The sequence below is a fragment of the Candidatus Tisiphia endosymbiont of Mystacides longicornis genome, assembly GCF_964031095.1.
GTDB lineage: Bacteria > Pseudomonadota > Alphaproteobacteria > Rickettsiales > Rickettsiaceae > Tisiphia.
Window position 1 is genome coordinate 560,857 of sequence record NZ_OZ035004.1, and the last position, 24,967, is coordinate 585,823.

The window sequence follows — 24,967 nt, forward strand, 5'->3', positions numbered from 1 at the left end:
TAAACTAACGCTTATGCCCCCCATCGCTCTTAGCCCCAAATTCTCCTGAATCAACTATATCTCTTGCTGGCTTTTTTGTTTTTTATCCATATCAGCAAATACCTCTTCCCACGATCCAACAGTTGCAGCTTTGGTATATTCGGTTACCCTTGCTTCAAAGAAATTAGTAAGCTCCATACCGTTTAAGATTTCATCAAGCCAAGGCAACGGATTATTATCAATTAAATAAATTTCTTTAAGTCCAAGCTGCATTAATCGGCGATCAGCAATATAACGAATATATTGTTTTACTTCTCTAGCAGTTAACCCTTCAATACCACCAACTTCAAATGCTAGTTCAATAAAGGCATCTTCAAAATGGACAATAGTAGCACACGCTTCATACAGACGACCACGAACCTCCTCAGTCCATACTTCAGGATTTTCCCTAATAAAAGTTTTAAATAACATAATGATTGAATCAGTATGTAACGTCTCATCCCTTACTGACCAACTAATGATTTGCCCCATACCTTTCATTTTATTAAAACGAGGAAAATTAAGCAAAATAGCAAATGAAGCAAATAGCTGTAATCCTTCAGTAAATGCCCCAAATACTGCTAAAGTTGTAGCAATATCTTCTTTCGTTTCTACCCCAAAACGTTGCATATAGTCGTATTTATCTTTCATTTCTCTATATTTAAGAAATGCTGAATATTCAGTTTCTGGCATACCTACAGTATCAAGCAAATGAGAATAAGCCGCAATATGAATTGTTTCCATATTAGAAAATGCTGATAACATCATCAGTACTTCCGTTGGCTTAAATACCCTGGAGTAATGTTTCATATAGCAATTATTTACTTCAATATCAGCTTGAGTAAAGAAACGAAATATTTGAGTTAATAGATGTTTTTCTCCAGGAGTTAAATTATATTTCCAATCTTTTATATCATCAGCTAGCGGCACTTCTTCTGGTAACCAATGAATTCGTTGTTGAACATGCCAAGCTTCATAAGCCCATGGATAAGAAAACGGTTTATAGATTGGACTAGCATCAAGTAAAGACATATTATATTTCCTTTTTAATTTATTCGAATTTTAATTATACACCTCATTGCGAGGGGATGCTTTGCAACACCGTCATTGCGAGAAGCTACTTTAGTAGCGACGAAACAATCCATATGACAAGCTTAATGGATTGCCACGCTCACATACGTTCACTCGCAATGACGTGCCTATTAATTCGTCATTGCGAGAAGTGCGTAAGCACTACGAAGCAATCTATATGACAAGCTTCATGGATTGCCACGCTCACATACGTTCGCTCGCAATGACGTACCTATTAATTCGTCATTGCGAGAAGTGCGTAAGCACTACGAAGCAATCTATATGACAAACCTAGATATCAAAAATTATTGACAGGCTAAACACTCATCATATTTAGAAGACTCTTCTTCTTGTTTTTTCTTATTAGCTATTTCAATATCTTTAAAATCTACTTTCTTGACATCGTGTGATACTTTATCGGGTCTTTGAATTGAGGTTGATCTACAATAATATAAACTCTTTACTCCTTTTTTCCAGGCTCTAAAATGGATATTATTTAAGTACATCTTACTTACATTACCTGCTAAGAAAAGATTTAGAGATTGAGATTGCGAAATATGTGGCGTCCTATCTGCTGCTAAATCAATAAGCCAATTTTGATCAATCTCATGTGCCGTTTTAAAAACCTCTTTTTCATGAGCAGATAAAAAAGTTAAATGTTGAACTGAGCCTTCATGCGTGGCAATTGATGACCAAACTTGATCATTATTAAAACCTTTGCTATTTAACAATTTTTCTAAATATTTATTACGTACATTAAAAGATCCGGTAAGAGTCTTTTGGATAAAACTATTAGCCGCAAATGGTTCAATTCCAGGCGAACTATTACCAGCAATAATTGAGATTGATGCTGTCGGAGCAATAGCTGTTTTATTACTAAAACGCTCTTTACTACCTACTTCATCTGCATCAGGACAAGACCCACGTTCATCAGATAAAATTACGGAAGCTCTATCAACTTCTTTATGAATATGTTCAAATATTTGGTTATTCCAAACCTTTGCCATTACCGATTCTACCGGCACATCCTTTAATTGTAAGAATGAGTGAAAACCCATAACCCCTAACCCTACGCTGCGTTCACGCATGGCTGAATATTTTGCTCGCTCCATAGTGTTTGGGGCTTTAGTGATAAAATCTTCAAGAACATTATCTAGAAAACGCATGGCGGTAGGAATAAACTCTGGATCATTTTGCCAATCATCAAAATATTCTAAATTTACCGAAGATAGGCAACAAACAGCAGTTCTCGCTTTACCCAAATGATCAATACCAGTTGGTAAAGTAATCTCACTACAAAGATTTGAAGTTTTTACCTGTAGCCCAAGTTTTTTATGATGTTCAGGAATATATTTATTGATAGTATCAATAAATATTATGTAAGGTTCTCCAGTTTCTATTCTAGTAGTTAATAACTTCACCCATATCTCTCTTGCCTTAACTACCCGTACAACTTTTTTAGTATCAGGGCTAATTAAAGAAAAATCCTCATCATTTTCTACTGCTTGCATAAAGGCATCTGTTATAGCTATACCATGATGAATGTTCAAAGCTTTACGATTAGTATCACCACCTGTATGACGTCTTAAATCGATAAACTCCTCAATTTCTGGATGGTCAATTGGTAAATATATAGCAGCACTACCACGTCTAATTGACCCTTGGGAAATAGCTAAGGTCATAGAATCCACAACTTTGACAAATGGAATAATGCCAGAAGAAGTGCCTTTGCCTTTAATTTCCTCATTAATTGAACGAACGTTGCCCCAGTAACTTCCTATACCACCACCACGCGAAGCTAGCCAAACATTCTCCGTCCAAAGGTCTACAATACCTTCTAAACTATCATCTGTTTCATTCAAAAAACAAGAAACCGGCATCCCTCTATCAGTTCCACCATTACTCAGAACTGGAGTGGCTGGCATAAACCACAGCTTGCTTATATACTCATATAATTGCTGGGCATGTTGGGTATTATCAGCATAGTAGCTAGCGACTCTAGCGAATAAATCCTGAAAATCCTCTCCGGCTAATAAGTACCTATCCTTTAGGACGGCTTTACCAAAATTAGTCAATAAATTATCTCGTTTCTTATCAATTTCTATAGGAAATTTAGTATTTGCTTGCGTTGTCATGTTGTATTTCTTAGTTTTTGAATTAAGTTGTGATTATAACTGAATCTGATTATAATAAATGAAAAAAATCTAAATTATAGCAGATTTTTATTTTAACATTAAATACAAGAATTACTGAACTATCAATTACTAATCCCATTTATTCCCCCAATCCGTTAACTTTAAAGACTTAATAACATTAATGTCTTCTTCAAATCCCTCTATATCATCTTTATCAAGATGCGGTCCATTCTCAAAAAATTCATTTAATTCGCCCAACGTAAGCGTCGGCTTGTTTTGTGTTGGTACTAGCCTTGCAACTATACTTTGTTCCTTTTTTAATATCAAAACTTTCTCCTTGATAATGCACTCGTCCAATAATGTCTAAAAAAGATCGCACCATATCTGTTACTGTAATGACTTTCGGCATTAATTCCTCACTCTTTAATTGTAGATAATAATATTATCATATAATTTTAAGAAATTCTTCCAATTCTGCTATAGTGGAAACATTAATCAAATTAAATTTATGGTCAGTTTTTTTCAGCATATTCGTCAAAACCTTACCTGCACCGATTTCAACTATTTGTTCTATTTCTAGATTTTCTAATTTATCTAAAGTTTGACGCCACCTCACTCTACCACAAATCTGTGAGATTAAATTTTTCTTTATCTCTATAGGATTAGTTGTTGGTTTGGCTGTAACGTTTTGTATCACCGGAACGAACGGCTTGTTAATTGTTATTTTATCTAAAGCTTGTGCCATTTTATCTTCTGCTGGCTTCATCAAACTACAATGAAAAGGACTACTTACATTTAATTTAATAGCTTTGTATCCTAAATCTTTTACAATAGACATTACCCGTTGCACTGCCATAATCTCACCGCTAATTACTATTTGCCCTTTTATATTATCGTTAGCTATATCAAAATTGGTAATTTCTTTCATAATCTGTTCCAGCTTTTCCAGAGGAATGCCTATACATGCTGCCATTAAACCCTCACCTAGCGGATAGGCTTCTTGCATGGACTTACTACGTACCGCTAGCAATTCGGTAGTTACTTGTAGATTTATACTTTCTGCTGCACATAATGCGCTATATTCTCCTAAAGAATGACCAGCAACATATGAACACAGATTACTAATATTGCTATTTGTTTGTTGTTTAATAACATTCACTATTGCCATAGAGATGGTCATTAGTGCCGGTTGGGCATTAATTGTTAAAGTCAAATCTTCACTTGATCCGTTAAAGATAATATGACTTAATTTTCTGCCAAGAGTATCATCGACAATTTCAAAGGTCTCTCTTGCTACTTGAAAATTATCATAAAACTCTTTTCCCATACCAACTATTTGTGATCCTTGACCTGGAAAGACAAATGCTCTATTCATAATAACACCTTATAATAATTATAATTTACCCACTGCCGATTATGAGAATTCAGACAATACTGTCAATGATTTTAATCATTCTAGAACTATTAACATCAGAGTCAATGGCATTGATCTATGATAAAGATACTTTTATTAAAAACACTTTTACCCATCTAGACAACAAAGAATGGCAAGATTGTGAAAAGATGGCAAAAGCTTCAAAAGATCAAGCTTTAATCAAAATTGTCATGTCTCAACAGTTCTTAGACCAAAATTATAAAAAGAATAATTTTGCATCGGTAATAAATTTTATACAAGATAATCCCCACTGGCCACATATCAACAAACTAAAAGAGAGAGCTGAACAATATCTAAATTATGGCACAGACAAAACTTTAATCATAAATTGGTTTAATAAAAACGAACCAATCACGCCTTTAGGCTATAAGTTCTACGCTTTAGCTGCTAAACAATTAATAAAAGATCAACAGAAATTAGCAAAAATTATAAAAAACGGTTGGATTTATGGCGTCTTTACTGCTCCAGAAGAAAAACAATATTTAACTAATTTCAAAAATATATTACGTGAAGAAGATCATGTGAAAAAAATTGATCAATATTTATGGGAAACCGATATTAATAGTGCCAAAAAATATATGCACTATGTGAGTAATGGCTATAAACAAAATTTCCTTGCCCAAATTGCTATACTAAACCAGTCCAGTGACAGTGAAAAATTCTTTCAAAAAGTATCAGAAAAATATTATACCCCTGCTTTATTATTTCACTATTTGGATTCCAAAAAAAAAGATATCCCCACCAGCAAAAGTATCGCTCTATTTAAAAAAGTAAAGCCAGATAACATACATTCTGCCCGTTGGGGTCGCCTACAATCCTATTACGCCAGAGAATTTATTGACCAAAAAGATTTTGCCAATAGCTATAAAACAATTACTATACCTCTTACTGTAAGCCATGAATATATCAGAGAAGCAGAGTGGCTTAGTGGTTGGCTTGCTCTTAGATTCTTACATAAACCTGACCTTGCTTTAAGTCATTTTAATAAATTTATGAAACTTACAACAAAGCCATTAAGTATATCAAGGGGACAATATTGGCTAGCTAGAACATATCAAGCAAAAGGGGATATGAAACAAGCAAATAAATTTTATAATATGGCGGCTAAATATTCTGATCGTTTTTATGGGCAGTTGGCAAATATTGAGCTTAAAACGAATCACTTAATTCTACCACAAAAACCTAAATCCATTAAGCCTAATTTGGAAAATAGTGAAATTATTAGAGCCATAAAACATTTAATTAAATATGGTAAGTATGGTTTAGCTTTTTTATATGCTGATACGGCTATTAGAAAATCATCAGAGCCATCTGAAATTTTATTAATTACTAAGCTAATTAGTAGCTATGATAATATTTTCCATATGGTAGAAATAGCAAGAATCGCTTGTCAATATCATGTTTTTATTAAAGATTATGCTTTCCCTATCACGCATATAAAGGCAGTAAAAACCTCTCCTGTAGAGGAGGCTTTAACATATAGTATTATCAGACATGAATCGGGTTTTAATCAATACACCATTAATGACGCTAAAGGTCATGGGCTAATGCAACTTGAAAAAGCCGCTGCCTGTGATACTGCAGAATCTCTTAATCATCAATGTAACATTAAAAAACTAACCACTGATCCTGAATATAATATTATGCTAGGTAGCAATTATTTAAAAACACTGTTACAACGATTTGATGGGTCATATATTCTAACTATCGCATCTTATAACGCTGGTCCTAATACCATATCAAAGTGGATTGATCTGTTTGGTGATCCACGAAAGCTAAAAAATTTATGGCAAGTAATTGATTGGATTGAGCTGATACCATATCCTCACACTAGGAATTATGTGCAACGTGTGTTGGAAAATATACAAGTTTATAGGACTATAATTAATAAAAATAATAATTTAAAATTAAAACACGATCTTTTAACTTAGTGGTAATACAATTATACTGTATAATATAGGAAGGATACTTATGAAATTATCAAAAAATAAGAAACAAAAAAACTATACTCTACTATATATACTTGTGATTATGATTATATTAGTGTATTTTGTAACTTTAATAAAGCTTTCGAGTTAAAATTATGAAAAGAAAAGCTACCATTGGACTCTTTATAGGCGTTGTTCTATTATCAGGAATAATAATTTTTATAATTAATAATAAAGTTGAATCTGAAAATAATACAGATACTGCTATGTTAGAAATTGTAACGGTCATAAAAAACCATAGATTTGAACCTGATGTTATTACAGTACCTAGTGGTAAGAAAATTCGTTTTATTATCCACAATCAAGATAATACTGTAGAGGAGTTTGAAAGTCATGATCTGCACCGCGAAAAGATCATTATGCCAAATGATTCTATAAATATAATACTTGCCCCTTTAGCTCCTGGTAAATATGATTTCTTCGGAGATTTTCACCAAGAGACGGCTCAAGGGTCTCTCATTGTTAATTAAATTTATTTACGGTTTAAATGTTTAAAATAGCGTTAGTAGTATTTAGAGAATGTCTGGAAATAGCTTTGTTGCTTGGGGTAATACTTGCTGTAACAAAACAATTAGAAAAATCTAGAATTTATATAATTGCTGGAGTGATGCTTGGCACAGTATCTGCTGCATTATTCGCGTTCTTCACTCGCACTATATCCATATCATTTAGTGGCATGGGGGATGAGATATTTAATTCTGCAGTTATTCTACTAACAGTTGTGTTAATTGGTTGGACTATAGTATGGATGCAAGGTTATGGTATTAAGATAAAGCGACATCTTAATGATTTGTCTGTAAAGATTAGTAGCGGCGATAGTAGTTATATAATGCTAATATTGATTGTTGCAGCAACTATTCTTCGAGAAGGAATGGAAATTATTTTATTAGTTTACAGTATTTCCTCAGTTGAAGTAATTGATGCTAATAGTTATCTACTAGGGTTAATTATTGGTATGGTTAGCGGACTAACACTTGGTATCGTTATATATTTAGGTTTTATAAAATTAGCAAACCAACAATATATATTTCGTATATCTTCAATTTTACTAATGCTTATTGCTAGCGGCTTTGCAGCAGAAGCGGCTGGTATATTGACTTCTTCAGGAATTATTACTATTCTGCCAGACCAGCTTTGGGATAGCTCATGGCTAGTTTCTGATAACAGCATTTATGGTAAATTTCTAAATATGATTACTGGATATATTGCTAAGCCTAATGGCTTACAAGTCATTTTTTATATTTGTACTCTAGGATTAATTAATATCTTTATACAAATGAAAATCAGATGCACAAAAAACTAGTAACAGAGAAATAAACCTAATTTATGCTTAATTTTTTATCAGAAATTGCTCCGCTTATAGCGTTTTTTATTGGCTATTTTTATGGCGGTAGCATGCAAAGTGCAACGTTATATATACTTATTACTTCAATTATTTGCGTTAGTTTGTGTTATTTTATAGAAGGCAAAGTTTCAAGATCATTATTAATATCTTCTGGAGTGTTATTAGTCTCAGCTAGTATAGTTTTGATCAGTGGTAACTCTATGTATATCAAGATCAAACCGACTATTCTATATTTAATTTTTTGTGGTACATTTTTTATCAGTGCAGTAAGAAATAAGGCATTTATGAAATATATGTTTAATCATTTTGTCCAACTTGAAGATAAAAATTGGAATATTTTAAGCTATAGAACCGCGGCTTTCCTCCTGTTCATGGCAATATTAAATGAAATAGTATGGCGTAATTTTGCAGAATCTACATGGGTTATATTTAAAATATTTGGAGCAATACCTATAATGTTCATTTTCCTATTGCTACAAATACCTTTTATCTTAAAGAACAAACTGCCAGACTCAACAGATGACATAAGCTGAACTCTAAGAGTCATTGCCAGATAACGTAGTGGTCGTAACAATCCTGTTTTGCGTTCCGACTTCAGTGTTGTTGTGGCAAAGAGTGCCTGAGAGATCAGGGAATGATAAAATTTCCAGGCACAACAAATTATTTATTCGAATTTAAAATGTTATTGACAGATTGATAGAAAGCAATTGCTGGAATATCATGATCAAGGTATTATAGGTACTAGTTTAGCTAAACAATAGCTTAATAAGTAAGTAGAAAAATGACAAAAAAGTTAAAGCATGATTCATTAGTCAAAACAATAATGGCTGATCCTGTGGCAGCTCAAGAATTTTTGGAATATTATTTGCCGAATGATTTTAAGAGTTTAGTAGATTTATCAAAAATAACAGTAGAAAAAGAAAGCTACATAGAGGAATCTTTAAACAAGAAATGTAGTGATATAGTATATGGAGTTGCTACCAAGAATCAGGGTAAGGCTTTTGTGTATGTGTTGATTGAGGCTCAGTCGGGCGTTGATTATTGGACAGCTTTACGATTATGGAAATACACATTATTATTGTGTGAAAGGCATAAAAAAGGAAGAAAGAAATTACCATTAGTATATAATTTAGTGATTTATAATGGGAGGGAAGTGTATACTGCTCCTAGGAATTTATGGAGTTTATTTACTGATGCAATTATAGCCAAGAAATTAATGACAGAGGATTATCAATTGGTTGATTTACAAAGCATGTCTGATGATGAAATAATGAAGAAGAAGCATATTGGGATGTTAGAATATATGCTCAAGCATATTCATCAACGAGATATGATAAAGCTTTGGGAAGAATTTCTTCAAAGGTTTAAATTAGAGATATTAGTAGATAAGGAAAAAGGCTATATTTACATAAAATCGTTTTTATGGTACACTGACATAAAATTACCTGAGGCAAGACAATCAGAATTAGAAGAGCTACTAGCTAAGTATTTGTCAGAAGAAGAAAAAGGGAACATTATGAGAACTGTTGCACAAAAATATATTGAAGAAGGTGAAGCCAGAGGTATCCATATAGGTAAAGTTGAGGGTAAAGCTGAATTGGTAAAGCTGTTGTTAAAGAATGGCAATTCTGTGGGGTCAATTGCTAAGATGACAGGTATGTCTATTAATAAAATTAATGAATTGCTGAAAATGCAATAAGCTGAAAATGCAATAATTGGGTGTTCCAAATATTTTGAAAATTTAGATTGCTGTAGTTGTGGCTGTGGAATTGTGGAGAACTTCGTTAGAAATTATCCCTAAATCTACAGCCCGCTAAGCTTGCTATCCTCAGAAATTAGCTCTTTTTAGCAGCAGCATTAATGCTATCAACCTTCTTCCCTAACTCCACAATTATCTTGCCACTTGCATCATATTTTGCTAGTTTCCTAGTACTACAGTTGTAGATTGAATGTGAGTGTTCACGGAAAAAAGGTTAAAGTATAAGATGTCATTGCGAGGAGGTTGCCAGACCGACGAAGCAATCCAGGAAAGTGATTAGAAATGGATTGCTTCGTTGACCTTACGGTCTCCTCGCAATGACGCTTGGTGATCAGGTTTTTTTATTCATCACAAAAAAATCGTGAATGCTCACATCTAAACTACAACTGTAGTACTAGATACCTACTTTCACAGGGATGAAACTAAGTCAAGCGAATGACAACGTTGCTAAGAACAACAATTTAAGATTACTTCATTGTCACAAAATGACTCCTCTTAATAACGTTAAACTTCTGAAAGTTTTTTTGCCTCATCAGCCGATATTAAAGCTTCAATAAATTCGTCTAACTGCCCATTTTTTACGACATCTTCTATTTTATAGAGAGTTAGGTTAATTCTATGATCAGATACTCTGCCTTGCGGGAAGTTATAGGTACGAATTCTTTCCGATCTATCACCAGAACCAACTTGACCTTTACGTACTTCGGCTCTTTCCATATCTTTTTTATATCGCTCTGCTTCATAAACCCTAGAACGAAGAATTTTCATAGCTTTAGCTTTATTTTTATGCTGTGATTTTTCATCTTGTAAGGCAACGACAATACCAGTTGGTAAATGGGTAATTCTTACCGCTGATTCGGTGGTATTGACATGTTGTCCACCTGCTCCCGATGCTCGATATGTATCAATTCGTAAATCTTTGTCATCGATCTTAACGTCTACATCTTCTGCTTCAGGCAAGACAGCAACGGTAGCTGCCGAAGTATGGATCCTCCCACTTGACTCAGTCTCAGGGACTCTTTGCACTCGGTGGACGCCTGATTCGAATTTAAGTTTAGAGAATACATCGCGTCCTTGAATCAAGGCTGATGCTTCTTTATATCCACCAATACCAGTATCTGAGATTGATAATATTTCAAAACGCCAGCTTTTTAATTCGGCGTATCTGTGATACATATTAAATAAAGTTGCTGCAAATAATGCCGCTTCTTCTCCACCGCTACCAGCTCTTACCTCGATAATAGCATTTTTTGTATCAGCTTCGTCTTTTGGTAACAAAGAAAGTTTTACCGCCCTTTCTAGTTTAGGCATCAGAGCTTCTAAACGATGTATTTCATCATATATCATTGATTGTGTATCATGGTCTAAATTTGCTTCTTGTGCCATTTCTTTGATATCGCGTAACTCGGATGTAGATTTATTATATTCATTAATTGTTTGAACAATTGGCTCTAGCCCAGCATATTCCTTCGATGCTTTGATAAATTCTTCTCCGACTATACCAGTGCTTAATTTTTTTGATATTTCTTCATATTTGTTTAAGATTTTTACTAGATTATCAGAAAAGCTCATAATTTATTCTATGATTTAAGTTTTAAGTTGTGATGAAGATAAGATGCAAATCAGAAATTATATAAGCATCAATGCAGGGCTTTCTATAAATTTTTTGAATGAAGTCAAAAATTTGGCTCCAACAGCACCATCAACAACTCTGTGATCAGAAGAAAGGCTAACATCCATCATAGTAGCAATTTTTATCTGATCATTGTCAACTATTGGACGTTTTGAACTTGCTCCTATTGCTAGGATACAGCTTTGTGGTGGATTTATTATAGCATTAAAGCTCTTAACACCGTACATACCTAGGTTAGAGACGGAAAAACCACCCCCTTGAAATTCTTCAGGAGTTAATTTATTATCCCGGGCTTTTTTTATAAGAGTTTGTAATTCGCGGGATAATGTCACCAAATCTTTTTGATCGGCATTTCTGACGATAGGTGTTATAAGACCGTTATCGATTGCTACAGCAACTGATACATCGACGTTATTATAATATCGAATAGCAGATTCATCCCAACTGGCATTTGCTTCCGGTACAATTTTTAGAGCTTTGGCTACTGCTAAAATAACAAAATCATTGACAGAAATTTTAATATTACTCTCTTCTATCAGCGATTTATTGATATCTTCTCTAATATCAAGCAACTTATCCATATTACATTCTATTGAGAGATAGAAATGTGGAATGGTTTGTTTAGATTCAAGTAAACGTTTAGCGATGATTTTACGAATATTGTTATTGGGGACAGACCTGTATTCCTGGTTATTTCTGTTCACCGCCCTAATCTTACCACTATTTGTTGGTTGCACTAAGTAGGATAATACATCTTTTTTAATTATTCTACCATGTGGTCCACTACCTTGAATATTTGACAAATCAATATTATCAATAGCTGCTAATCTTCTAGCCAAAGGTGAAGCATATACTCTAGCAGTATCTTTTATTGTTTCGTTTTCCGGAGTTAAATTAACTGATTTACTTTCCTCTACAACTATTGCCGGCTTTTCAGATGATTTAGCAACATTATCACTACTTGCTATAAAATTATCCAATAAGCTTATATCTTCACCTTCTTCAAGTAATACAGCAATAAGTGAGTTGACCGCTACATTCTCTGTACCTTGTGGTACAATTATTTTAGCAAGAACCCCTTCATCTACAGATTCCACTTCCATAGTAGCTTTATCTGTCTCTATTTCTGCTATAACATCCCCTGGAACAACCTTATCTCCTTCTTTTTTTAGCCATTTGCTAACATTCCCTTCAGTCATAGTTGGGGATAGAGCAGGCATGAGAATCTTAATTGGCATAATATTAGTTCTAATTAGTTCGTTGGTATTTTTATGGTATTAGGACTGACTAACATAATTATCTGTTTACCCTCCATTTTAGGAGCAGAATCAATCTTAGCCAAACCTTCTAGTTCTAACAATATACGGTCAAATAACTTCATACCAATATCGTTATGGATAATCTCTCTACCTTTGAACCATAAGGAGATTTTTACTTTGTCACCTTCCTTCAAAAAATCCTTGATTTTACGAAGCTTCACATCAAAATCACCCTGACTAATGTTTGGCTTAAACTTCATCTCTTTAAGGACAATAATTCTTTGTTTTTTCCTGGAATCTTGAATACGTTTTTTACTATCATATTTAAACTTACCAAAATTCAATATCTTACAGACAGGAGGCTCAGCATTTGGTGAAATTTCTACTAAATCTAAAGCAGCCTTTTCGGCATACTCCAAAGCTTCCCTAATACTGACGATGCCAAGCATCTCACCATTTTCACCGACTAAACGAACTTGACTAGCCCTAATTTCCCTATTAGCCTTCGGAAAATTACTGCTCTTAACTCCAGAAATAAAACTTCTCCATAATTATTGTTTAAATAAAATTATATTATTACTCAAATTATTTTGAGCATATAACTAACCCATTCTAGTTAACTCGTCATTGCAAGGAGTACATAAACCTCAACTGTCATTGCGAGAAGCTACTTTAGTAGCATTGAAGTAATCCATTTCTAATTACCTTTATGGATTGCTTCGTTGCCACTTTGCAGCTCCTCGCAATGAAGGAGTGAGTGGACTCGCAATGACATTTAGCTATATTCAAAATACCACTTACGTTAAATAGCGGGTATTCTGATCTTTCACAAGCTTTACTAGATTTTCTAAAGAAATAATTTCTTGTTGATCAGATCCGAGTTGTCTTATAGTCACAGTATTATTTGCCATTTCCTGTTTACCAACAACAGCTATTATAGGCACTTTATCATTAGAAAAACAACGTATTTTATAATTAATCTTTTCAGGCGAAATATCAATATCTGACCTTACCCCTTCACTAACCAATAATTTATGCACCTCAAGTGCATAATCATTTAAATCACTAGTGATAGTAGCAATAGCTACTTGTACAGGAGCTAACCATAGAGGGAATCGTCCGGCATATTCTTCAATTAATATACCAATGAATCGTTCAAAAGAACCAATTACAGCCCTATGCAACATTACTGGTCTCTTTTTCTCACCGTTTGCTGCAATATAGTGGGCATCAAGACGTTCTGGTAAGACAAAATCAACCTGTAGAGTACCGCATTGCCATTCTCTACCTATTGAATCTTTAAGACAAAAATCTAGTTTTGGTCCATAAAATGCTCCATCACCAGGGTTTAATATGTAAGAATAACCGGCTTCTTTTACGGCATTTTTTAGAGCATTTTCGGCTTTATCCCAAACTTCATCACTGCCAGCCCTTACCTTAGGACGATCTGAAAATTTAATTTTTATATCCGAAAAGCCAAAATCTTTATAAATCTCGGTTAAGAGACTACAAAATTTTACTGTCTCGCTGTTAATTTGCTCTTCGGTACAGAAAATATGGGCATCATCTTGCCTAAAAGCCTTTACTCTCATCAAACCATGCAATGCTCCAGATGCCTCGTTTCTATGACATAAACCAAATTCAGACATACGCAATGGTAAATCTCGATAACTTTTGATACCTTGCTTAAAAATCTGCACATGACATGGACAATTCATTGGTTTCATAGCCAGCGTTTTATCATCAGCAAGATTTAGAGCAAACATATCTTCCCTAAATTTTTCCCAGTGACCAGAAGATTCCCACAAGCTTTTATCAACAAGTACCGGAGTTTTTACCTCAATATACCCCATTTTTCTAATTTTATTTCTGATATATTGTTCGATAGTGCGGTATATGTTCCAACCCTTATCATGCCAAAATACCATACCTTGAGCTTCTTCCTGAAAATGGAACAAATCAAGTTCCCGCCCTAATTTTCTATGATCACGTTTCTCTGCCTCTTCAAGCATATACAGATAATTGTCCAACTGCTCTTTTGTTGCCCAAGCTGTACCATAGATTCTTTGTAGCATAGGGTTCTTACTATCACCTCGCCAATATGCTCCTGCTACTTTCATTAATTTAAAATGTTTAATGAAGCCAGTTGATGGAGCATGCGGACCACGACAAAGATCAATAAAATTACCTTGCCGGTATAAGGTAATATCCTCATTGTCCGGAATTTCCGAGATTATTTCAGCTTTATAATGTTCACCAATTGATTTAAAGAATTCTATAGCTTGATCACGATTCCATACTTCTCTAGTGATTTTATCATTTCTTTTAACAATCTCATGCATTTTTGCTTCTATCTTCAGCAAATCTTCCGATGAAAAAGGTTGCTCCTTAGCAAAATCATAAAAAAAGCCATTTTCAATAGCTGGTCCTATAGTTACCTGGATATTGGGAAATAATTCTTTAACTGCCTCCGCTGTTATATGAGCAGCATCATGACGTATTACCTCTAAGCATTTAGAATCTTTATAGGTTAGAATTCTTAAATTACAATCAAATTCTATCGGCAAGCTTAAGTCCTTTAGCTCATTATTTACCTCAATAACCAAAGCATCTTTTGCTAGAGAAGTAGAGATTTGACTAGCTATCTCCAACCCCGTAATATTTTTTGTAAATTGCTTTTGTGTTCCATCTGGAAAAGTAATAGTAATCATTGTATCTTATCTAATTTCAACATCTCCATATTATATTGTTAATAGCTTATATTCAACTTAAATTTTAATATAGCTAATTAGCCATTTGTTTCAACAAAAAGGATGTCACCAATCTTTCCCTAATTGACTATACCTACTCTTCTAATAATTGTTCACGTATTGCTTGTAAGTCATCTTGACAATTATTCCAAACATCTTGGATTTCTTGTTCATAAGCAACTAACTCCAGCATAGTCCAATTAAACTGTTCAAAAAGCTTATATGCATTATTTAGCCCTCTATAAATAGCATCTATATTAGATAATGTTGTAGAAAATAATTCTTCTATTCTCGCTTCTTGTGATTTTTTATATTCACCATGACTAGCGGTACCAAATTCTGCTATATCATGCATCTGATTGGTTCGTATCTGTATTTCCACATTACGACTAGGTGTCCCAACGGCAAGCACGACATGCAGAGAACTATAACCATTATGCTTAGGATTAATAATATAGTCTTTATATTTCTCAAGATTGTTAGGATATAGATCATGAAGAATATCCAATACTTTGTAACAATCTTCTTGCTTATCAACTATAATTCTAAGAGCCACTAGATCAGTTAATTGATGAAAATCAATATTCTTTCTTAACAGCTTCTTTAAGACAGAAGCAGGGTCTTTTAGCCTATATGATATGTTCTCTACTATAGAACTCTCATGCAAACTAGTACCAATAGTACTGACAATCTTGTGGAAATTATATAACATAAAACTCATATTACTCTATAATATTTTAGAGATATTAATAAAAATTACCACTTCCTGTCAATGACTAAATTATTAAGTTATAAATAAGATATTTTAATAATATAATTTGTTATCGAATTAGTTATAAACCTTAACTTGCTTTTTCCATAAATCCATGTCATATTGTTCACAATATTCAAACATGGCAGTAGTATTAGGGTGACGTATGCCGAATTCTTTAACTTGAGATTTACCAAAGAATTTATAATTATATAAATCTTTTGATTTACAGGCGGCTATAGCTGCTTGACTATATAAGTAACTAACTTGTGCAATATTTTGACGATTATCTTTATATAAATAATGATATATAGTATAAGCTTTTTTATAAGATGCTATTGCTTCTTTAATATTATCTTGAGCAAATAAAATCTCACCTTGTACCACATAACTAGCCGCCAGATCCGGATTTTCATAATAATTTGTATCATTAACATCTCTACTCTTTGCTAAATATAGGTCTATAGCTTTATTAATGTGATCTAGACATTCATCCATCTTACCCAGTCCCAATTCACTTCTTGCCAATTGTGTATAAATCCTTGCCACTTGCTTGGAAGCATAAGCAATCCCTTCACCTTGTAAATGATACATGTCACATAATTGTTTAGCTTGAGCATAGGATTCTTGATATCTACCAAGATAGTTTAGTATTGCCGCCCTAAGTAGATAAGATGAAGTATAATATCTATTATTAGGGGGTAATCCGTTTTTTGTAAGTACCTCAATATTTTTATCGATATAAACTAAAGCCTCATCATATCTACCTTGGATAAAAAATAAGCTTGCCTTTAAAGAATATATTACAAATACATCAGATTCTTGGAGTTCTTGTTTTAATAATTTTTGCATTTTTTCAAGGCGTTCTTCGGTAATTTTTATATGACCTAAAGATACTTGAGATTTAGATAAGTGTAAGTCTAAAATAAATTTTAAGGCATCACAATCATTAAGATCATCTAAAATCTTTAATGCTTGAGTAACGTAAGAAATAGCCACTTCAAAATTTGTTAAGGACATTCTATTATACGCCCCTATTGTTCCTAAATATCGAGCATAATGATATTTTTGATTTTCGGACATTTTCCAAAGTTTAAAGTTACCTTCCTTATATTTTTGTTCGAACCAATCTGTCATTTCTTTTACTTTACATATATTACTATCATTTATACATAAAGAGAGTAAATCAGCTCTTAAATTAAGCATTGCATATACGCCAATATTATATTTTTCCGAATTTTTGAAAAGAATTTTCAGATTTTCACGTATAGTCTTTGATTCTCTCCATATATGTATCAACAATACCGAATTTTTAGGTTTAGGTAGTTTTAAAATAATATCTTCTAAATACATTTTATTGTTTTTAGCTCCATTTAGCTCCATGATCTTATTAGCAATAATATCATGCATCTCAAAAATATGATTACCTTGGTTAGGATCAATGCTGCTAATCAGTAGGAACTTAGATAATTTATATATATCGTCATCTAGAGTATCTTTACTATCAGTAATGACACTAAGTAGTTGCTTTGAGAAACTCTGATTATTTAGTAAAGCTATTTTATTAAGTAACTTTACTGCACTAGGCTTTAATCCCTGTATAGCCATATTAATATTTGTTGTTATTTTATCAGCTGAGTGATAAATTTTATTCTTATATTCTTCTCTATCTAAACCTTTGATCTTATTTAATAATTGAATGCCTTGAACTATAAGTATAGGGTAACCATTAAATGCTTTTATTAAAAATTCAATATCTTTTTCGTCTTTATTACTTAATAAATTACTAGCTAAAATAGCGGTAGTATCTTTGTCAAATAAAGCCATTTCTATAGTGTTAGGTAATTTCTCACTATCTTGCGAACAAAATATTATATTTCCATTACTCTCCCAATCAATAAACTCTTGAATTTTGTTATTTTCATTAATTTTTAGATTATCAAATATTAATAACCACTTATTTTTGTCAGTTAAATACGATATTACTTCCTTCTTTGCTAAAGTAATATTTTCAGATATATTAGCATTTCTAATACTATTAAGCTGTTTAGCTAACTTGACAAATTGCTCATTAAGATCAACATTACAATCAAAAAACCAAATAATATCGTAATCAGCCTTATTATCATAGGCATGCATTCTAACAAATTGCGTTTTGCCAATACCGCTAGTGCCTACTATACTTACCTGTTTATGTTTACTTAAGCTATCCTTAAGTGCATTACGCTGCTTCTCGTGACTTACAAAATAACTAACTGGTATAATCAAATTAGATATTTGTTCCTGAGCAAATGAATCATTGACCACAATTAACATTATAAGTAGCAAAAAATTCTTATTCATTTTTTTCTCTTAATTAAAGAGTTTAATAAAATGACGTTTTCTTCTTGTTGGTTGTTCCAATTCTTCAAATCATTTGAGTAAATCTCTATAACATTACTTTGATTATGACTTATTTGATAGTTATAACCATTCGTTTGCAATAGATTAAATACTTGACTTAGATTAAGTAGAAAAGGGTTAGCATGGGTTTTGAAAAAATTATTTGACGTTTTTAGCAGCTCTTGTGCTGTCATTATAGGATAACCATCATATTCAAAATGTAGTACCACCTTTTGCTTTATACTGTCAATAGTTAATTTAATATTATGCTTGGTAACAAAAGGTTGGTTTTTTAACAAAAAGAATAGATAGCTAATAACACTATAAATTATTTGATACAATGCTGCATTAGAAGAAAAATGTAATATTTTTGCTTTACTGGAAATTTTAAACGATATATTCTCATCTTCCTGATTAAATCTATCAATAAATAAATCAACTAATTTAGTGGTATCAATTTCTTCTATTTTATTTTCTTGGTACAATGTTATAGAGCAAGGTACTTTACCACCAAAGTTTCTTAACCTATAATCCTTGAGCATATCTTCTTGATTATCGAAATTATTATCAAGCAACGATATTTGATTAGCTTCCTGAGCAAATAAACAATTAATTTCCAAATCTTTTTGTTTATTAAAATCATTATTCCAAATCTTTTTCATTAGGAAGGTTTCACAATGTTTTAATTCTCTTTGATGATTAAGTTTGAGTTGCTCTAATTCTGCAGTATGTTCATCTTGATAATGTAATGCATAAGACTTACTGAAACTGCTAAATAATATTTTTAATAGAACATATAACAAGATCATATTAGCTGTAATAAATGCAGTTAATAGCCAAAAGTTTCTTTTGATCTCTGTTTCTACTTTATGCCAAAATACACTATTAATTGCCAGGCTAATATTAAGTTGGTAAGAATCGTTAATATGATATATTTTATCTATTTGATAATTTTGCATTTTAGTATTTGAATGAAGAAAATTTTTATTCAGTTCTATCTTGTAATTAATGAATTCTGGAATACTCCAATCTAATAGTTCCCCAAAACGGAAAATATTATAATTTTTACATTTTAGTGCTTCAGTACATATCTCAATCTCACTACTAGTAATGTTAATTGAAATGTTTTTGTCCTGAATATTGCTAGATAAGTAATATGCTAAAGAAGAAAGTTTATTCATACTTACCTCTACTATTTTGTCATAATTGGTTTGCAGAATTTGTGCTTTTTTCATCTCAACTTTATCATTATAATATTGATATAATGATATTATAATTGTGCTATAAATTATAATAATTAAGGTAAATATCTTAAATAAATTTTTTCTTAATTTATCTAGATATGGTGAATTTTGCCCTTTCATAAATCAATAAACTAATAGTTGAAAATTACACAAAATGCCCTAGGAAACTGTTGAAGATAATTACCCCGACAGCCTCTTAGGTTCATTAGCTGCTTGATAACCACATGTCGCAGCTTAAATACCCCTATATTTAGTTATATATCACACTTTTTATGCTACGTTAAGTTACTATTATGTCAATAAATTTAATTTTTTCCATTGTTAATGAATAATTATTTTAAAAGAAAAAACGAACTAATAGTAATATTGCTTTTTGGTAATCAATTTTTTTACAAAAGCCTACTTGTTTAAAAATATTTACTGCAAGCCTGCAAATATGAGTATCCTGTTATGACAGTCAGAAGTGCGGCAATCCATAAAGCTATTTGCCCTATTAAATCCATGTGAATTATACCCGAACCTTTAGAACCAAGAATTAATACTGACAAAGCAAACATTTGGGTAAATGTTTTAATCTTAGCTAATCTAGATACAGGAATACTTACTTGAATTAAAGCTAAAAATTCACGTAACCCAGCCACCAAAAATTCACGAGCCAAAATTAATAAACACGGTATCTCTCCTGCAACTCCTTTTTTTACCAACATTATAATTACACAACCTACTAATAATTTATCAGCTATAGGATCAAACATTTTACCAAATCCTGATACTAAATCAAACTTCCTAGCAAGATAACCATCAAAAAAATCAGTAATACTAGCTAAAATAAATAATATCGCTGCAATTCTATGAGCAAGCTTAGAACTATCTAGATAAAAGGTCATTACAATAATTGGAATAACCGCTATACGAGCTATCGTCAGATAATTTGGTATATTTTTGTCAATAGTCATTTATTATTACTTTTTGATCTTTTCCCATGAACAACAACGACGGATTATGATCTAAATATAAGAAAATAGGAACCATTTTTTATAAAATAACTTAAAAAACTAATCTATCCTACAGTTAAATTCATACCATCATCATTACTAAAGCATAAAGAACCAACTGGTACTACTGTATCATCATATAAACTCATTGATGCAATTAACAGTCCCGACTCCTGTTTACTACACTCAGGCTCAATTTTTTCGTTTATATTATGTAATACTGCTAAAACATCATACACCCCCAAAGCTCTTGCTTTATCTATGATATATTTTTGTAATTTATTACTATCTTTACAATCTTTATATTTATAGTATTCATATAATTTAACTAATGCCACTAAGCTTTCACTAGCAAAGTCTTTTGTGTCAGATATTGGCAATCCATTAAGGAAGGTTTTTATACTATTGATAGCCCTAACAAAATATTCTACTTGATTTTCATCCGATAAAATACCCTTATAAAAATTTGTCATTCCTTCATAGAATTTGGCGTTTTCTTTTTCCTCAGGTGGTTGTAAGTTTGGCATTGTAACTTTAGCACTTTCTTTCACCAACGCCTTATGGAGTTCAACATAATTGTAACCTCTTTTATTTGCTACATTTTGCTTTGCTCCTACATTTTTTAATTCTCCTAATATTAAATAATCCTTATGAAAAATTGCTAAGTGAAGTGGTGTATTGCCGTCCTGATCTTGAATATTTAAGTCTATTCCAGGATGTTTAATCAGTAAACGAACAGTTTTTATACTATTAACAGTTACTGCACGATGTAACGCAGTATGTCCATAAAAATCTTGATTATTAGGATCAAATTTATTTGCAAGTAAGATTTTTACAATTTTTGCGGCTCCATAGCAAGCAGCTTGATCAAGTAAAGTTGCCTCTCTTGTATCTCTTTGCTGACTTAAATTACTACCAAATTTGTTAATTATTAATTTTACTATCTTTGCATGTTTATCACTTACGACTAGGGGCGTTAATGCTTGAAATAAATCTTCTGATTTAATTTTAGAATTGAAATTAGGACACCTACTATTTAACAATTCAAGTGTTTTATTGTCCCCAGCTTTAATAGCATATATGAAAACATGTTCCAAAAATGATTTATTTGATATGTAGCTATCTCTCTCTTTTTCTGTTATTTTAATTTTTGCCATAAAAACGCTCTTAATTAATACCCTATATCAGTTATAAAATAAATATAGCATAAATATTTAGTGCCACTAATAACAAAAGATATTATTTTAGAAAATTATTTTTGTAACAGGGTTATGTGTATGGTGAGTTACTATTACAAAAAATTATAACGAAAAAATTATGACAAGAAAATATTGTTTTAAAATGGATAAACTCATTCGTGATTTGGTACCAGGAATTATGCGGTCTCGTGGTGTTTCGGTATTTGAACGTAGTATGAAAGAAGATGAATATATCCAGCGTCTTAAGGATAAATTGTTGGAAGAATCACAAGAAGTGATTGATGCCCAAACACCCGATGAAGTTTCTGAAGAACTAGCTGATTTGCTTGAAGTAATTTATGCATTAAGTAAAGAATACAACTTATCGATGGAACAAATTGAAGCAAAGCGGTTTATTAAGAAACAGAAAGATGGTGGTTTTGATAATCGTATTTATGGCTCTTATATAGAAATGCATTCTGACAACGAAAATATTGGTTATTTTTTAGCTAGACCAGAAAAATATCCTGAAATAAAACCATCTGACCTGCTTAACTTAGTGTCACCCATGCGTAAGTAGGGGGCTAGATTCCGCACCGAAGCGGGAATGACAAATTACTTTCTTGTGTCACCCCTGCTTCAGTGCGGGGTCTAGATTCCCGCCTATGCGGGAATAACAAAAATAGAATTACTTTAGTTATTGCAGGCGGTCTCTAAATTATCCTAAAGGTTTATTGCATCTATACAAGCAAATGTGGCAATTTTTGTTATCTCACTTGCTGATGCCCCCATTCGTACTATTTGTACCGGATATTCAAAACCATTAATTATTGGTCCGATAAAAACACCTCTGGCTAATTCTTGTAATAGTTGTGTTGAGATTGCAGCTGAATGCAAACCAGGCATAATCAAGACATTAGCGGAACCTGATAACCGACAAAACTTATACGAATTACGTAAATTGGGGTTTAGAGCAACATCAGCTGACATTTCACCATCATATTCAAAATCTAGATTCATCCTATCTAGGATTCTAACAGCTTCCCTTACTCTATTTGCCTTTTCTCTCATTGGATTACCAAAAGTTGAGAAGGAAAGTAAAGCAATCTTTGGAGTCATTCCTATATTCCTTGCTATACTGGCAGTTTGCAAAGTTATTTCTACAAGATCTTGCTCACTTGGTAGTTCAGTCACGCTATTATCAGCAATAATTATATTATGTTCCTTGGTAATCATAATAGAATATCCCAATATTCTATTATTCTTTTTGGGTTCCATCACCTTCATAATATCCTCTAAACTATTATAATAGCTCTTTGTTACGCCAGTAACCATACAATCTGCATCACCGCAAGCTATCATGATAGCTGAGAATATATTTTTATCACTTTTAACAAGTCTAGCACAGTCACGGTATAAATACCCTTTACGCTGTAATTGGCTATAAAGAGTATCTATATATTTATTAAGATTTTGGTTAATAGCCGCATTCATTACGGTAATACCATCTAAATCATAATTCATACCTATTTTATTTAAAACAGCAGATATTTTATCATACCTACCCACTAGGATAGGGTGAGCATAACCAGCATCTCGCATAATAATAGCAGCCTTAATTACCTCTTCCTCCTCGCCCTCAGCAAAGACTACTCTTTTAGGCACTGATTGTTGGATTCTTTCAAATAACAGATTCATGTAATGCGAGGTAGGATTTAGTCTGCTCTCCAATTCCTTTGCATAATTCTTGAAGTCAAAATCTGTAATTCTAGCAACCCCACTATCTATAGCTGCCTTAGCTACTGCCATCGAAACAGTGGTAATTAATCTTGGGTCAAATGGCACAGGAATTATATACTCTGGACCAAAAATCATTTTTCTACCAGGATATGCTTTATAAACTTCATCGGGTACAGCTTGTCTTGCTAGCTCCGCTAAAGAAAGGGCTGCAGCTATTTTCATTTCCTGATTGATAGTAGTAGCTCTAACATCTAAAGCTCCACGGAAAATATACGGGAATCCCATAACATTATTAAGCTGATTATTGTAATCAGAGCGTCCTGTAGCAATAATCGCATCACTTCTAACTGACTGTATATCCTCTGGAGTAATTTCTGGGTCTGGGTTAGCCATCGGGAAAATAATGGGATTTTGAGCCATGCTAGCTACCATTTCTTTTGATACCGCACCTTTAGAAGATAAACCAAGGAATACATCAGCTGACTTCATAGCATCACTTATGGTACGCAAATCGGTTTCGACAGCGTATAATTCCTTCCATTCATTCATCCCTTCTTTTCGACCCTTGTAAACAACCCCCATTTTATCACATAGTATAACATTTTTTTTGTCGACACTAAGAGCAATTAGTAATTCAATACAAGCAATCGCTGCCGCCCCTGCACCACTTACTACAATTTTTAAATTATCCAATGAACGATTGGTAATATATGCCGCATTAATAAGACCTGCTGCAGCAATAATAGCCGTTCCATGCTGATCATCATGAAAAACTGGTATCTGCATACAGCTTTTTAATTTTTCCTCAATTATAAAACATTCAGGAGATTTAATATCTTCTAAATTAATACCGCCAAAACTATAACCAAGATATTTTACGGCATTAATAAACTCATCTGGATCAGTAGTATCTATTTCAAGATCGATAGAATCAATATCAGCAAATTTCTTGAATAAAACAGCTTTTCCTTCCATTACCGGTTTTGACGCAGCTGCCCCCAAATTACCAAGACCAAGAATGGCTGTACCGTTAGTTATTACAGCAACTAAGTTACCTCTAGCCGTATATTTATAAACGTCATCTATATTCTTAGCAATTTCAAGACATGGTGCTGCTACCCCTGGCGTATAAGCCAAAGCCAAGTCCTGTTGAGTATCCAAAGGCTTAGTTGCAGCAATAGCAATTTTGCCTGGTTTTCCATTGCTATGATATTCTAAGGCTTTGAGATAATTTATTTTATTCATTTCATCCATAAATGTTACTCCTTAATTACTTCAAGTTTT

The 24,967-nt window shown here is 32.6% G+C and carries 20 protein-coding genes; 6 read left to right on the forward strand and 14 right to left on the reverse strand.

Annotated elements, in window-relative coordinates; translation table 11 throughout:
• Positions 1–54: 54 nt before the first annotated feature.
• The 4 genes from ACQH6S_RS02955 to fabD form a co-directional block, all read right to left on the reverse strand.
• Positions 55–1,050, reverse strand: a complete 996-nt coding sequence (locus ACQH6S_RS02955; RefSeq protein WP_341749239.1) for a ribonucleotide-diphosphate reductase subunit beta — start codon at positions 1,048–1,050, stop codon at positions 55–57.
• Between the two features lie 344 nt (positions 1,051–1,394).
• Entirely contained in the window at positions 1,395–3,224 is a 1,830-nt protein-coding gene (locus tag ACQH6S_RS02960) for a ribonucleoside-diphosphate reductase subunit alpha (RefSeq protein ID WP_341759429.1), read from the reverse strand.
• A 129-nt stretch (positions 3,225–3,353) separates the two neighbouring features.
• Positions 3,354–3,551: a hypothetical protein gene (locus ACQH6S_RS02965; protein WP_375333721.1), complete on the reverse strand. Its 198-nt coding sequence runs from the start codon at positions 3,549–3,551 to the stop codon at positions 3,354–3,356.
• 118 nt (positions 3,552–3,669) lie between these two features.
• On the reverse strand, positions 3,670–4,599 hold the full coding sequence (fabD, locus tag ACQH6S_RS02970; protein ID WP_425360052.1) for an ACP S-malonyltransferase: 930 nt from the start codon (positions 4,597–4,599) through the stop codon (positions 3,670–3,672).
• Between the two features lie 68 nt (positions 4,600–4,667).
• Between fabD and ACQH6S_RS02975 the strand changes: the two genes are divergently transcribed.
• From ACQH6S_RS02975 to ACQH6S_RS02995, 5 genes are all read left to right on the forward strand, one after another.
• Positions 4,668–6,590 carry a lytic transglycosylase domain-containing protein gene (locus ACQH6S_RS02975; protein ID WP_425360883.1) on the forward strand — a complete coding sequence of 641 codons (1,923 nt, stop codon included), beginning with the start codon at positions 4,668–4,670 and terminating at the stop codon, positions 6,588–6,590.
• Between the two features lie 152 nt (positions 6,591–6,742).
• Positions 6,743–7,117 (forward strand): cupredoxin domain-containing protein, encoded by a 375-nt coding sequence (locus tag ACQH6S_RS02980; RefSeq protein WP_094648933.1) that lies wholly within the window; start codon positions 6,743–6,745, stop codon positions 7,115–7,117.
• Between the two features lie 17 nt (positions 7,118–7,134).
• Complete coding sequence (locus ACQH6S_RS02985) at positions 7,135–7,950, forward strand: FTR1 family iron permease (RefSeq protein WP_094648934.1); 816 nt, start codon at positions 7,135–7,137, stop codon at positions 7,948–7,950.
• A 23-nt stretch (positions 7,951–7,973) separates the two neighbouring features.
• A complete protein-coding gene (locus ACQH6S_RS02990) occupies positions 7,974–8,525 on the forward strand; it encodes a septation protein A (RefSeq protein ID WP_341749234.1) in 552 nt (183 codons plus the stop codon).
• A gap of 248 nt (positions 8,526–8,773) precedes the next feature.
• A complete protein-coding gene (locus ACQH6S_RS02995) occupies positions 8,774–9,691 on the forward strand; it encodes an Rpn family recombination-promoting nuclease/putative transposase (RefSeq protein WP_425360053.1) in 918 nt (305 codons plus the stop codon).
• Positions 9,692–10,255: 564 nt separating this feature from the next.
• On the opposite strand, the gene prfA is transcribed toward ACQH6S_RS02995, so the two are convergent.
• The 9 genes from prfA to ACQH6S_RS03040 form a co-directional block, all read right to left on the reverse strand.
• Positions 10,256–11,323, reverse strand: a complete 1,068-nt coding sequence (gene prfA, locus ACQH6S_RS03000) for a peptide chain release factor 1 (RefSeq protein WP_341758936.1) — start codon at positions 11,321–11,323, stop codon at positions 10,256–10,258.
• A 57-nt stretch (positions 11,324–11,380) separates the two neighbouring features.
• Positions 11,381–12,622 (reverse strand): pyruvate dehydrogenase complex dihydrolipoamide acetyltransferase, encoded by a 1,242-nt coding sequence (locus ACQH6S_RS03005; RefSeq protein ID WP_425364671.1) that lies wholly within the window; start codon positions 12,620–12,622, stop codon positions 11,381–11,383.
• Between the two features lie 14 nt (positions 12,623–12,636).
• A complete protein-coding gene (infC, locus tag ACQH6S_RS03010) occupies positions 12,637–13,179 on the reverse strand; it encodes a translation initiation factor IF-3 (RefSeq protein ID WP_341749426.1) in 543 nt (180 codons plus the stop codon).
• Between the two features lie 261 nt (positions 13,180–13,440).
• Positions 13,441–15,354 carry a threonine--tRNA ligase gene (thrS, locus tag ACQH6S_RS03015; protein ID WP_425364672.1) on the reverse strand — a complete coding sequence of 638 codons (1,914 nt, stop codon included), beginning with the start codon at positions 15,352–15,354 and terminating at the stop codon, positions 13,441–13,443.
• Positions 15,355–15,487: 133 nt separating this feature from the next.
• Positions 15,488–16,105 carry a bifunctional (p)ppGpp synthetase/guanosine-3',5'-bis(diphosphate) 3'-pyrophosphohydrolase gene (locus ACQH6S_RS03020; protein ID WP_425364673.1) on the reverse strand — a complete coding sequence of 206 codons (618 nt, stop codon included), beginning with the start codon at positions 16,103–16,105 and terminating at the stop codon, positions 15,488–15,490.
• 117 nt (positions 16,106–16,222) lie between these two features.
• Positions 16,223–18,487, reverse strand: a complete 2,265-nt coding sequence (locus tag ACQH6S_RS03025) for a tetratricopeptide repeat protein (protein ID WP_425360057.1) — start codon at positions 18,485–18,487, stop codon at positions 16,223–16,225.
• Positions 18,484–19,890: a hypothetical protein gene (locus tag ACQH6S_RS03030; protein ID WP_425360058.1), complete on the reverse strand. Its 1,407-nt coding sequence runs from the start codon at positions 19,888–19,890 to the stop codon at positions 18,484–18,486. Before ACQH6S_RS03030 ends, ACQH6S_RS03025 begins: the two co-directional genes overlap by 4 nt.
• A gap of 287 nt (positions 19,891–20,177) precedes the next feature.
• The gene (pgsA, locus tag ACQH6S_RS03035) at positions 20,178–20,726 is read right to left on the reverse strand and encodes a CDP-diacylglycerol--glycerol-3-phosphate 3-phosphatidyltransferase (RefSeq protein ID WP_094648700.1); all 549 of its coding nucleotides are present in this window, start codon (positions 20,724–20,726) and stop codon (positions 20,178–20,180) included.
• Between the two features lie 104 nt (positions 20,727–20,830).
• The gene (locus tag ACQH6S_RS03040; protein WP_425360059.1) at positions 20,831–21,922 is read right to left on the reverse strand and encodes an ankyrin repeat domain-containing protein; all 1,092 of its coding nucleotides are present in this window, start codon (positions 21,920–21,922) and stop codon (positions 20,831–20,833) included.
• A gap of 184 nt (positions 21,923–22,106) precedes the next feature.
• Here ACQH6S_RS03040 and ACQH6S_RS03045 point away from each other — a divergent pair, with 184 nt between their 5' ends.
• The gene (locus ACQH6S_RS03045) at positions 22,107–22,523 is read left to right on the forward strand and encodes a nucleoside triphosphate pyrophosphohydrolase (RefSeq protein ID WP_425364674.1); all 417 of its coding nucleotides are present in this window, start codon (positions 22,107–22,109) and stop codon (positions 22,521–22,523) included.
• Between the two features lie 143 nt (positions 22,524–22,666).
• Here ACQH6S_RS03045 and ACQH6S_RS03050 read toward each other — a convergent pair whose 3' ends face one another.
• Positions 22,667–24,937 carry an NADP-dependent malic enzyme gene (locus tag ACQH6S_RS03050; RefSeq protein WP_341749225.1) on the reverse strand — a complete coding sequence of 757 codons (2,271 nt, stop codon included), beginning with the start codon at positions 24,935–24,937 and terminating at the stop codon, positions 22,667–22,669.
• Positions 24,938–24,967: the final 30 nt, after the last annotated feature.